A 12,028-nucleotide genomic window follows, 5' to 3' on the forward strand; every position below is an offset into this window, starting at 1 on the left:
AACGAATTATGACTAACGCTACCCTGTGCGCGGACCGCCACGAGACATTAGACTTGGTGTCTCAACGGACCTGCGGGCGGGGGATCCGGGCGGCCCTTTGAGGGGGAGGGCCGAGGCCGGCCGGACGCGGGCACAGTCTCGCGTCCGGCCGGCCTCTGTTTGCGCGCCCGATGGCAAAGGGCGCCATCGTATCGGGCGCGCAAACAGACAACCTCCCGGGGGGACGACCCCCCGTACCCCCCGAGGTCCGCGCGGCGACCCGATGGCAAAGGGCGCCATCGTATCGGGCGCGCAAACAGACAACCTCCCGGGGGGACGACCCCCCGTACCCCCCGAGGTCCGCGCGGCGACCCGATGGCAAAGGGCGCCATCGTATCTGGCCGCCCCGCTGCGGCGGCTGTCGCCGGGAGCCGCGCCGCCGCGCGGACAAGATCTACGGGACTTTGTGCCTCTTAATTTACGCGTCATCGCTCCCTAGAATTGCTCGCCACGAGGCAGTCTGGGCTGGGAAGAGGTGCAATCGCATGCGGAGACTATGGGGTCTGCGGACAGCGGCAGCGGCGGGCGGCGTCGCCGCGGTGGCCATCGCTGCCGCGGCGAGCGGAGCCAGTGCCGTGAGCGGCCCGGGCACTTCCGCCGTCGCGCATTCCGCAGCGATAAGTACCGGGTACCAGGTCAAGGGTGAGCTCTCACCGCGGTGGCCGCCACGTCGGCAGGCAACGCCTGGGCGGTCGGCGAGACCGGTACGCCGAAGGGGCCGACCACCAGCTACGTGCTGCACTGGAACGGCAAGGCCTGGAGCGTGCAGCGCAGCCCCGCCCCGGTGCGCTACGCCTATTACACCGGCGTCGCCGCCTCCGGCTCTGACGCCTGGATCACCGGGCTCAGCACCGGCCAGCCCGGCGTCGAGCCGCCAGCCGGGCTCGCCGTGCACCGGACAGGCGGCACGTGGCAGTCCGTCACCTTTCCCGGCGTAGCGTCGACCGCCCTGTACGGCGTGGCGTTCAGCGGCAAGAACGCGGCGTGGGCCGCCGGCTGCGTGTGCTACGGCTCCTCCGCCGAGTCCGGCGTCGTGCTGCACTGGACGGGTACCCAGTGGAAGGTGGCTGGCCGGCTCTTCGACGCCCTGCCGGAAGCCGTCGCGGTGGGCCCGGGCGGCCAGGCGTGGCTTGTCGGCCATGACCCAGCGGGCGCCAACGGCGACGGAGGGTTCAGCGCGCACTGGAACGGCAAGACGTGGCGCTTCGTCGCCGTGCCCCGCGCGACCGGCAGCCTGCTGCACGGCGTCGCCTACTTCCCCGGCGGCACCGTCTGGGCGGTTGGCTCCCGGTCCGGCAAGGACGTGCCGTTCATCGTGCGCTGGACAGGGAAGGCCTGGACGCAGGTCCCCGTGCCCGGCGGTCGTCAGTTGCAAGCGGTATCCGGCGACGCGGCGAACGACGGCTGGGCTGTCGGCGGCGACGGTAAGACCACGACGATCCTGCACTGGAACGGCAAGGCGTGGGGCTGACCGAAACGGGCGCGTCGCTCGTTTGAGTGAGTGCCGTCGGGCCGGCCCGACGGCACTCAGCTGGCCGCGAGACGGGCCACGGAGGCTGGCTAGTAGGCGACGGTGAAGCGGGTGCGGTGGTGCTTGGGGCTGTCGATCTCGTCGACGAAGGCCAGGGCGTAGTCGGCGCCGGAGATCTCCGACTTGCCCTGCTCATCGGTCAGCAGAATGTCGCCGCCGGTGCGGTAATTGCCGGTCGGCTGGCCGGGGTTGTAGGACCCGAACGCGGCGGCGGGGGAGACGAAGAACCAGTCGGCACCCGTCGTGTCGGCGCGCAGATCCTCGAGGGCGTCGGCCGCGCTGCCCGCCTCGCCCTTGAACTGCGCGGGGAATTCCGGGGTGTCAAGCAGCCGTGGGCCGCCCTCGGCGACGAGGAGCGACGCCGCGCCGCCGGCCACGCCGAGCCGGGCGCCGTGCTTCGCGGCGGCGGCGGTCAGCGAGGGGAGCGCGTCGGCGAGCCGGACGTCGCCCTCGCCGCTGCCGCCTGGGCCGAAGCGGATCGCCACCACGATCACGTCCGCCTCGGCCGCGACCGACTCGACGAACGCCGCGTCGTGCACGTCGCCCTGCCGGAACACGAGCCCGTCCGCCGCGGTGGCGTCGGCCGTGGCCTTCCTGGCGACGGCGATGACCCGGTGCCCGCGGCCAAGCGCCTCGTCCCTGATGGCGGACCCCGCGTACCCGGTCCCGCCGAAAATCGCGATCGTCGTCATAGACCTCTCCCGTTCTCTCGATAGCCGCGGCCGTCCCAACGAGGCCCGCAGATAGTCAGCAATCGGAAATCGCCGGAGAATATTTCTGGGAAACGTCGCGATCTCGCATCCGCCGGATGCGAGATCGCGATGCTCTCTGCTAACGCCAGGATCTGCCAGCTACGAAAACTGCAGGATGACCGCCACCTGGTTGACGCCTGGCTGTGCCGCCTTGAAGGTGGAACCGCTGGCGAGCTGCGCCCCGGTGCCAGGGATGCGGGAGATCGACACGACGGAGATTGCCAGTGGGTTGCCCGGCAGCGCGACCGGGGTCAGCTTGCCGCCCGCGAAGTGCAGCATGAACGACTTCTGGCCGTCGACGCCCGGGAAGGGAAGCCAAAGGCCGCCCTTGCCGTCGGTGCTGATCTGCTGCGAGCCGCCGGTGCTCATGCTGCCGTAGCCGAACTTGGGCGACGACGCGACCTTCTTCCAGCCGACCCCGTTGAAGTGCAGGATCACCGTCGGGCCGCCCTCGTCTTGGAGGTTGCCGTTGCCGATCGCGTACACGTTGGTCGGCGACAGGGCGACGATCCCGGTGACCGCGGGGAAGTTCAGTTGCTGCTTCGCCGGGAGCAGCGACTTGAGGTTGGTGCCCGCCCACTTGCTGCCGTTGTAGTGGTACACCTTGGTGCCGCTGAAGGCCCAGGCGTTGGTCGCCGACAGCGCGCTGCCGCCCTGCAGGCCCTTGCCTGTCAGCTTCCAGGCGTGCCCGTTAAAGTGCCAGGCGCCGAGCGCCGGCATGCCGAAGAAGTCCGCGCCGAACACCCAGATGTCGTTCTTGCCCGCGACCGACGCGCCGCCGATCTGGGCGCCGAACGTCTTGGCGACCGACCAGGCCTTGCCGTTATAGTGCAGCACCCGCGAGACGCCGTTGATCTGCGAGGCGAACGCCCACACGTCGGACGGCGAGTTCGCGCCCGCGGTCACCACGGTCTCGTTCTTCTTGCCGGGGAACGCCTTGTCCTGCGCCCAGGTGGCGCCGCTGCGCCGCCACGCGGTGTCGGCGCTGAGGGTGTTGAACTGGCCGCCGAACGCCCAGCCCGACGTCTTGCCGGTCGCGACCACCTCGGTGAACACGCCCTGGTTGGTCTTGACCGACTTGACCACGTGCCATGTCGGCGACGCAGGCGCCGCCGACGCGGCGGGAGCGGCCAGCGCGACCATCGCGGCGCCCGCGGCCGCGGTCGCGGCGACGAGCCACGCGCGCCCGCGCCTATTCCTCATTCGTGCCATGTCCCCGATCCTTTCTGTACGCCGATTCCTCCTGGCCGCTGGCGAGAGCGGCCAGGCCCGCTCAGTCGTGCTGGCCGCATCAGCCGTATCGCAGCAGCACCGCGACCACGCCGGTGCCTCGGTCGCCGGCCTTGTGCGTGAACCCGCCGGCCAGTTGAGCGGCCGTGCCGGGTATCCGGCCGACCGCGCCGATGGTGATCTGCGGCGCGCTGACCGGCAGGGTCGCCTTGGTCAGCTTGCCCGCCGCGTAGTGCACGAGGAACGAGGTCCCGCCGACCGGTCCGTCCATCGGCAGCCACAGCCCGCCGGCGCCGTCGGAGCTGACCTGCGGGCCCGGGCCCGCGCCGAACTGCCCGGAGGCCACCTTCGTCCAGCCGCGGCCGTTGAAGTGCAGCACCACGAGCGGGCCGCCCTCGTCCTGGGTGTCACCGCTGCCGAGCGCGTAGACGTTGCTCGCCGACAGGGCGACGATGCCCGCGACCGACGGGTTGTTGAGGCCATGCGGATCGGTGGCGGGCAGCAGCTTCTTCACCGACGTCGCGGTCCACTTCGCGCCGTTCCAGTGCTCGACGCTCGTCGCGGTGTAGCCCCAGACGTTCTTGTTGGACAGCGCGCTGCCGCCGGCGATCGTCTTGCTGACGTGCGTCCAGGTCTTCCCGTTGTAGAACCAGACGCCGAGCGTCGGCGTGCCCGTCACGGGCGGCCAGCCGTAGACCCAGACGGCATGGCTCGACAGCACGGTGGCATTGCCGATCGGGGCGGAGAAACTCTTCACGGGCGACCAGCGCGACCCGTTCCAGCGCAGCACGCGCGACGCCCCGCTGAAGTTCTGGGTGAATGCCCACACGTCATTCGGCGAATCCGCGCCCGCCGCGACGACCTCCTCGTTCGTCACGCTCGGGAAGGCGACCTTGGTCCAGGTCGTGTCGTTTTCCCGCCACGCCGTTGCCTTGACCCCGGATTCCCCGTTCCCGTCGAACGCCCAGCCGGTGCTCTTGCCCGTCGCGACCACCGCGGTGAATTGGCCGCTGAAATCTGTTTTAACCGATTTAATGATGTGCCATTTCGGTGCCGCGGCGGGACGCGCCCCATTGATGGGCGCCGCGCCGGCGATGGCCGCCGTCCCGGTCACCCCGGCGAGCGCGAGAACGCCCGCGCCGACGGCCGCTGCCGCGGCCCGCCGCCCGCGTCCGCGCACAGTGATAACACGTGACATATTTAGGTTCCCCTTGCTCCGCCAGCCCGTAGCGGATCAATCGTGACACAGGGGAAGCGCACTGGGAAGTCTGGCAATTCTGCGGAATTGGTTAGCCCATTGGTTGATGAGTTCAACAATCTCGCACATTCAGCAAAGATCGCGGAGCGACTGTCGGTGGGTGGTCCTACCGTGTGCGTTATGAGCGTCGACTGGAACTCCGAACTCGCCGAGCAGCTGGACTGGCACTGGCGCGAGGCGCTTCGGCCGCGGTTCGATGGCCTCACCGACGACGAGTACTTCTGGGAGCCGGTGCCCGGCATGTGGTCGATCAGGCCGCGCGGCACCTCCACCGCGGCGATGTCCCTTGGCGGCGGCCCCTTCGCGATGGATTACGACCGCGAGGCGGACCCCGCACCGGTGACCACCATCGCCTGGCGGCTGAGCCACCTGCTCACCGGCGTCTTCGGTATGCGAGTGGCGTCGCACTTCGGCGGCCCTGCCGTCGCCTACGAAAGCTACGACTGCCCGGGAACCGCCGCGGACGCGCTCGCCAGGCTCGACGAGGTCTATGCCGCGTGGCTGGCAGGTGTGCGCGGCCTGAGCGCCGACGGCCTGGCCCGTCCCTGCGGCCCGGCGGAGGGGCCGTTCGCGGAGTACCCGATGGCCGCTCTGGTGCTGCATATCAACCGCGAGACGCTGCACCACGGCGCCGAGATCGCCCTGCTGCGCGACCTGTACCGCTGGCAGCCGTAGCCGTCGGCTCAAGCTGGCCGGGCGGGGCACGCACCCGTTCGGGATGACTGGAAGTTCTATCCTCATTACTGGGGGTCACTTTGCGCCGGGCGGCATCGCGCGGGCGCCGCCTGGGCGTGAGGCATGCGGGAGAGGTGAATGAATTGCACAAAGAGGAAAACCGGACCTGGTCCGTTGTGCCAATTTTTGGCACGAAGTGCCGCTAACTGTGCCACCCGAAGTGTGCGGTCGAACACGGTTCCATTACGATCGCAGCGTGGGAGACCGGATTGTCACCTGGCCGAACGTGCTCAGCGCCGCGCGGCTGGCTGGCGTTCCCGTGTTCTTGTGGCTCGTCACCGGCCCGCGTACCGCCCAGACCGACATCATCGCCGCCGCCCTGCTGGGCTTCGCGGGGATTAGCGACTGGCTGGACGGGAAGCTGGCACGGATGCTCAACCAGACGAGCAGACTTGGCCAGTTGCTCGATCCGGCGGCTGACCGCCTCTACATCGCGGTCACGATCATCGCGCTGGCGGTCCGGGGGATCATCCCATGGTGGCTGTTCACCGCGCTCGCGGCGCGTGAGATCTTCGTGGGGCTGGCGCTGCTTGTGCTTAGGCGGCGCACCGAGTACGGCGCGCTGCAGGTCAGCTTCGTCGGCAAGGCCGCAACGCTGTGCCTCATGTACGCGTTTCCACTGCTTTTCCTCGGTGCCCACGGCGGGACCACCGCCGAGGTCGTGCGGATAATCGGCTGGGCCTTCGCCGTGTGGGGCGTGGCCCTCTACTGGTGGGCGGCGCTGCTCTACCTCACCGAAATCAAAGATCTGGTGAAAGGAGCGCATCCGTCGTGAAGGCCGTCGTGATGGCAGGCGGCGAGGGCACCAGGCTTCGCCCGATGACCGCCAACCAGCCCAAGCCGCTGCTGCCCGTGGTGAACAGGCCCATCATGGAGCACGTACTTCGACTGCTGAAGAAGCACGGGTTCACGGAGACCGTGGTGACGGTCCAGTTCCTCGCGGCGCTTGTCAGGAGCTACTTCGGTGACGGCGACGACGTCGGCATGTCGCTCCAGTACGCCACCGAGGAGACGCCGCTCGGCACCGCGGGCTCGGTGAAGAACGCCGAGGACGAACTGCGGGACGACACGTTCCTCGTCATCTCCGGTGACGCGCTGACCGACATGGACCTGTCGGAGATGGTGCGCTTCCACAAGGACAACGGCGCCCTGGTGACCGTCGGGCTCACCCGGGTGCCCGACCCGCTTGAATTCGGCATCGTCATCGCCGATGAGGACGGGCGGATCCAGCGCTTCCTCGAGAAGCCGACCTGGGGCCAGGTCTTCTCCGACACCGTGAACACCGGCGTCTACATCATGGAGCCCGAGGTGCTCGCCGAGGTGTCGGCGAAGGAGTCGGTGGACTGGTCGCACGACGTGTTCCCGAGGCTGCTGCAGCGGGGCGCCCCCCTCTTCGGCTACGTGTCCGACAGCTACTGGGAGGACGTCGGCACCCTCGAGTCCTACCTCAAGGCCCAGGCGGACGTGCTCAACCGCAAGGTCGAGGTGGACATCGCCGGGTTCGAGCTCTCGCCTGGGGTGTGGGTGGCGGAGGGCGCGGACGTCGACCCGGACGCGGTGCTTACCGGGCCGGTCTGCGTGGGCGAGTACGCCAAGATCGAGGCCGGCGCGCACCTGCGCGAGTACAGCGTGATCGGCGCCAATGTGGTGGTGAAGGAGGGCGCCTTCATCCATCGCGCCGTGGTGCACAACCGGGTGTTCGTCGGCCAGGGCGCCACATTGCGCGGCTGCGTCGTCGGCAAGAACACCGACGTGATGCGCCGGGCGCGGATCGAGGAGATGGCCGTCATCGGCGACGAGTGCGTGGTCGAGCCTGAGGCCTACATCTCCGCCGGGGTGAAGGTCTACCCGTTCAAGACCATCGAGGCCGGCGCGGTGGTCAACAACTCGGTGATCTGGGAGTCGCGCGGCCAGCGGACCCTGTTCGGCGAGCGCGGCGTATCCGGCCTCATCAACGTGGAGGTCACACCGGAACTGGCGGTCCGGCTCGCCTCCGCCTATGCGACCACGCTGCGCAAGGGCTCGACGGTCACCACGTCCCGTGACGTGTCCCGGGCGGCGCGCACCCTCAAGCGGGCCGTGCAGAGCGCGCTAAACGCCTCGGCGATCAACGTCATGGACCTGGAGGCGCTGCCGCTGCCCGTAGCCAGGTTCGAGACCGCGCGCCGCAAGTACAGTGGCGGCGTCGCGCTGCGCACCACGCCGGGCGACACCCAGTCGGTCGACATCATCTTTCTGGACGAGCGCGGCGCGGAGCTGTCCCAGAACGCGCAGCGCAAGCTGGAGCGGGTCTTCTCCCGGCAGGAGTTCAGGCGGGCGTTCCCCGGCGAGATCGCCGAGCTGTCCTACCCGCCACGCGTCGTCGAGCTTTACACGCATGAGCTGCTGCGCTGCGTCAACCTGGACGGGGTCCCAGCGGCCGCGCTCAAGGTGGTCGCGGACTGCGCGGGGGGCACGGTGTCGCTGGTGCTGCCCACCCTGCTCGGCAGCCTCGGCGTTGACGTGCACACGCTCAATATCCACCTCGACGAGGTCACGCCCACGCAGACCGTGGCGCAGGACCGGGCGGGGATGCAGCGGCTCGCCGAGGTGGTCTCGTCCTCCCGGGCCGCGTTCGGCGTCAGGTTCGACCCGGTGGGCGAGCGCATCCACCTGGTCGATGAGAAGGGCGCGCTGGTCAGCGACGAGCGGGCGCTGCTCGTCGTGCTCGACCTGGTCGCCGCCGAGCGGCGGCACGGCCGGGTCGCGCTGCCGGTCACCACGACGCGGGTCGCCGAGCAGGTGTGCAAGTTCCATGGCGTGCAGGTCACCTGGACGCCGACCTCGCGGGACGCGCTGACTACCGCCGCCGCGGGCGACGACGTGATCTTCGCGGCCGACGGGCGCGGCGGGTTCGTGGTGCCCGAGTTCGGCAGGACCGTGGACGGCATCGCGGCCTTCGTCCGGCTGCTCGGCCTGGTCGCGCGGACCCGGCTGACGCTCAGCCAGATCGACTCCCGCATACCGCGGGCGCACCTGATGCGCCGCTCTGTCCCCACTCCGTGGGCCGCGAAGGGCTCGGTGATGCGCACCGTGATGGAGGCGGCGGGCACCAGGCCCGTCGACACCACCGATGGCGTGCGGATCGTCGAAACCGACCGGGGCTGGGTGCTGGTGCTGCCGGACACCGCCGAGGCCGTCACCCACCTGTGGGCCGAGGGCACCGACGCTGACTCCGCGCAGTTGCTGCTCGACGAGTGGGCGACGATCGTCGAGGGCGCAGGCCAGTAGCCGGCGCGGGCCGCCACTGCTGCCTGCCGCGGCTGCCTCCGCCCTGCGTGATCGCATGCGGGCGGTTCAGGGACGCACATTCGGGTATTGTGTGTTAACTACGCAGACGTACCATTTCGCGATTTGCGCCGGCGGCCAGCGCATCGCGAAAAAATGCGCCGTGCGCGTTGACCCGGAGGTGAAGCGGCTGTGTGGCGGAGACGTCGGGGACAGGATGGCGCGCCAAAGGGGGCCCTGCGCCGCCTGTTTTCGTGGCGCGTAGACCCAGAGCCCTCGGCGCGGGTACCGTTGACCGCGTCGCCTGACGCGATGCTGCACGAGCCCGCTGTACAGCGAGAGGGGAGGCCGGGCGAAGCCATGGCTGCTATGTACTGTGCGCGATGCGGTCGGCCGAACCCCGAGGGCGCCAGGTACTGCTCCAACTGCGGCGCCCAGCTGGCGCGCTCCACGAGCACCGGCAGCTTCAGTGCTATCCCCAGCGAACGCGGCGGCGAAACCACGTCGATCATCTCGCCGGTCGCCGGCGAGACCGATTACTACGAGGAGCCGTCGTCCCCTGACTACGCGGCGGCCGACACCCTCCCGGCCGGCACGGCCCTCCTCGTCGTGCTGCGCGGCCCGAACGCGGGAAGCAGGTTCCTGCTCGACAGCGACTTCACCTCGGCCGGGCGGCACCCGGACAGCGACATCTTCCTCGACGACGTGACGGTTTCCCGGCGCCATGCCGAGTTCTACCGGCATGGCGACCGCTTCACCGTCCGTGACGTTGGTAGCCTGAACGGCACCTACGTGAACCGCGAGCGGATCGAGGAGGCCGAGTTGTTCGGGGGCGACGAGGTACAGATCGGTAAGTTCCGGCTGCTGTTCATGACCCGCAGTCCCGAGGTCGGCCGGCGCCGCGGACTGGGAGCGCAGGACTACGTATGACCCGCGGGCACCAGTCGGCGCTCGTGAGCGGCACCCCCAGCAGGGGGAGCGCCAATAGAGCAAGCGTGAGCATCGGTCAGGTTCTCGATGCGCTCAGCTCCGAGTTTCCCGACGTCAGCCCGTCCAAGATCCGCTTCCTCGAGGCCGAGGGGCTGATCCAGCCGCTGCGTTCGTCGTCCGGCTACCGCCGGTTCTCCGTCGCCGACATCGAGCGGCTCCGGTTCATCCTGACCGCGCAGCGTGACGAGTACCTGCCGCTGCGGGTGATCAAGGAGCGCCTCGACGCCCTGGACGGCGCGCTCGACGGCACTGGCGCCGGCGGAGCCGTGCCCGCGGTCGTGATGACCAGGAGCGAGCTGCTCGCCGCGGCGGGCGCCGCCGAGGACCTGCTCGCCGAACTCGAGGACTACGGGCTGATCCGCCGTGCCCGGTCCTACGGCACCCAGGCGCTGTCCGTGCTCAGGTCCGCGGTCAAACTCGGCGAGCACGGCATCCAGCCGCGTCACCTGCGCGTGGTGAAGGCCGCCGTCGAGCGGGAATCCGCGCTGATCGAGCAGGCCGTCGCCCCGCTGACCAGGCAGAAGGGTAGCCGTGAGCCGGCGCTGCGCGCCGCCCAGGACATCGCAGGCCATATCGCCAGCCTCCACGCGACGTTGATTGAGGACGGACTAAGCGAAGCCGGACTTGCATCACAGCCGCCGCATCCGGGTACACAGAGCGGAGAGTCCCGGGAAGCACCGGGGCTGCGCTCGGCTTCCGGGCGATAACGGGTGTAGTTTGGCAAGAAGAGTGGTTCGGTTCGCTTAGCGCCGCCGGGCGGCGCTGGGCCCATGGAGGACGGAGCTCCAGTGCGGCGGATGGAGGTTGTCGGCGTCCGTGTCGAGATGCCGTCCAACAGCCCGATCGTCCTGCTGAAAGAGGCGCAGGGTGACCGGTACCTGCCCATCTGGATCGGGGCGGTGGAGGCGACCGCGATCGCGTTCGCCCAGCAGGGCATGGTGTCACTGCGGCCGCTGACGCACGACCTCTTCAAGGACGTCCTCGAGGTGCTCAATGTGCAGTTGCGCACGGTGAACATCACCGCGCTGCGCGACGGCATCTTCTACGCGGACCTTGTGTTCTCCAACGGTGCCGAGGTGAGCGCCAGGCCGTCTGACTCCATCGCGCTGGCGTTGCGCACCGGAGCGGCGATCTTCGCCACCGACGAGATCCTCGACGAGGTGGGCGTGCCCATCCCGGACGAGCAGGAGGACGAGGTCGAGAAGTTCCGTGAGTTCCTCGACCAGATCTCACCTGAGGACTTCGGCAAATCGGCGTTATTCGCCGGCCAGCCCACCCTCCCGTCGGCCGCCCGCCCTGCCCGGATTTCGCGCTCAATGTCGCGACGCGCCGAGCGCGATCGTTGACGTGGCTGGCCGGCAGGCCTACCGTGCCAATTGCCGGGGGTAGTCACAGGAGGTGGCCGTGTCGGTAGCAAAGGGTGGGTCTGGGGCTGTGCAGGGCACGCTCTACGATGGCAACCCTGAGATCGGCTATCGCGGCCCCACGGCCTGCGCCGCGGCCGGCATCACCTACCGCCAGCTCGACTACTGGGCCCGCACCGGCCTCGTCGAGCCGAGTGTGCGCGCCGCGCACGGATCCGGGTCGCAGCGGCTGTACGGATTCCGCGACATCCTCGTGCTCAAGGTGGTCAAGCGGCTGCTCGACACCGGAATCTCGTTGCAGCAGATCCGCGCCGCCGTGCAGCACCTGCGCGACCACGGGACCGAGGACCTCGCTCAGGTCACGTTGATGAGCGACGGGGTGAGCGTGTACGAGTGCACGTCGGCCGACGAAGTGGTCGACCTGCTGCAGGGCGGGCAGGGCGTGTTCGGCATCGCGCTCGGCCGGGTCTGGCAGGAGGTGGCGGGCGACCTCGCCGAGCTGCCCGCCGTGCGCGCTGAGGACGGCCTGATCACCGACGGCAGCGACGAGCTCGCCGGTCGGCGCGCGGCCCGCAAGACTGGCTGACCAGCCCGCAAGACGGGCTGACCCGCCGGCCGGGCGGGGTGACCAGCTCACACCGCGCGGATGCGCTAAGCTGAAAAACGCGTTACTTTCCAGTCCGGGAGAGACACCCCGCGCCTCCAGCCAGGGCATTCATCGCCCAGGCGGTGGCGTACGTGGATGCGCCGAAGGGGCAACGATCCCCAGAACCTCTCAGGCACCAGGGACCGGACCGGGGAAAGCAGCTCTGGAGCCATCCGGCGACAGTTGGGGAGTCGACACAAACTGGGGAGACTCCAT

The 12,028-nt window shown here is 69.4% G+C and carries 10 protein-coding genes, 1 pseudogene and 1 riboswitch; of the genes and pseudogenes, 8 read left to right on the forward strand and 3 right to left on the reverse strand.

Annotated features, from left to right (window positions below; genetic code table 11):
* The first annotated feature begins 697 nt into the window (after positions 1–697).
* The gene (locus tag EAS64_RS37545; RefSeq protein ID WP_145861076.1) at positions 698–1,510 is read left to right on the forward strand and encodes a hypothetical protein; all 813 of its coding nucleotides are present in this window, start codon (positions 698–700) and stop codon (positions 1,508–1,510) included.
* Positions 1,511–1,599: 89 nt separating this feature from the next.
* On the opposite strand, the gene EAS64_RS37550 is transcribed toward EAS64_RS37545, so the two are convergent.
* From EAS64_RS37550 to EAS64_RS37560, 3 genes are all read right to left on the reverse strand, one after another.
* Positions 1,600–2,262 (reverse strand): NAD(P)-dependent oxidoreductase, encoded by a 663-nt coding sequence (locus tag EAS64_RS37550; protein ID WP_145861078.1) that lies wholly within the window; start codon positions 2,260–2,262, stop codon positions 1,600–1,602.
* Positions 2,263–2,421: 159 nt separating this feature from the next.
* Positions 2,422–3,534, reverse strand: coding sequence for a hypothetical protein (locus EAS64_RS37555; protein WP_145861080.1), 1,113 nt, complete (start codon positions 3,532–3,534; stop codon positions 2,422–2,424).
* 79 nt (positions 3,535–3,613) lie between these two features.
* Positions 3,614–4,750, reverse strand: coding sequence for a ligand-binding sensor domain-containing protein (locus EAS64_RS37560; protein ID WP_145861082.1), 1,137 nt, complete (start codon positions 4,748–4,750; stop codon positions 3,614–3,616).
* Positions 4,751–4,930: 180 nt separating this feature from the next.
* On the opposite strand from EAS64_RS37560, the gene EAS64_RS37565 reads away from it, so the two are divergent.
* The 7 genes and pseudogenes from EAS64_RS37565 (at position 4,931) to EAS64_RS37595 (ending at position 11,752) form a co-directional block, all read left to right on the forward strand.
* A complete protein-coding gene (locus tag EAS64_RS37565) occupies positions 4,931–5,485 on the forward strand; it encodes a DinB family protein (RefSeq protein WP_145861083.1) in 555 nt (184 codons plus the stop codon).
* A gap of 256 nt (positions 5,486–5,741) precedes the next feature.
* A complete protein-coding gene (locus tag EAS64_RS37570) occupies positions 5,742–6,320 on the forward strand; it encodes a CDP-alcohol phosphatidyltransferase family protein (RefSeq protein ID WP_246116068.1) in 579 nt (192 codons plus the stop codon).
* Complete coding sequence (locus tag EAS64_RS37575; protein WP_145861088.1) at positions 6,317–8,815, forward strand: mannose-1-phosphate guanyltransferase; 2,499 nt, start codon at positions 6,317–6,319, stop codon at positions 8,813–8,815. Before EAS64_RS37570 ends, EAS64_RS37575 begins: the two co-directional genes overlap by 4 nt.
* A gap of 357 nt (positions 8,816–9,172) precedes the next feature.
* A complete protein-coding gene (locus tag EAS64_RS37580; RefSeq protein ID WP_145861090.1) occupies positions 9,173–9,742 on the forward strand; it encodes an FHA domain-containing protein in 570 nt (189 codons plus the stop codon).
* 65 nt (positions 9,743–9,807) lie between these two features.
* The gene (gene ftsR / locus EAS64_RS37585; protein WP_246116069.1) at positions 9,808–10,509 is read left to right on the forward strand and encodes a transcriptional regulator FtsR; all 702 of its coding nucleotides are present in this window, start codon (positions 9,808–9,810) and stop codon (positions 10,507–10,509) included.
* A gap of 81 nt (positions 10,510–10,590) precedes the next feature.
* Positions 10,591–11,052, forward strand: a pseudogene (locus EAS64_RS37590) (bifunctional nuclease family protein); the annotation flags it as partial.
* 154 nt (positions 11,053–11,206) lie between these two features.
* Complete coding sequence (locus EAS64_RS37595; RefSeq protein ID WP_281283379.1) at positions 11,207–11,752, forward strand: MerR family transcriptional regulator; 546 nt, start codon at positions 11,207–11,209, stop codon at positions 11,750–11,752.
* Between the two features lie 85 nt (positions 11,753–11,837).
* Positions 11,838–11,968: riboswitch (glycine riboswitch) on the forward strand.
* The last annotated feature ends 60 nt before the right edge of the window (positions 11,969–12,028 follow it).

Origin of the sequence: Trebonia kvetii (assembly GCF_007827045.1) — a bacterium.
Lineage (GTDB): Bacteria > Actinomycetota > Actinomycetes > Streptosporangiales > Streptosporangiaceae > Trebonia > Trebonia kvetii.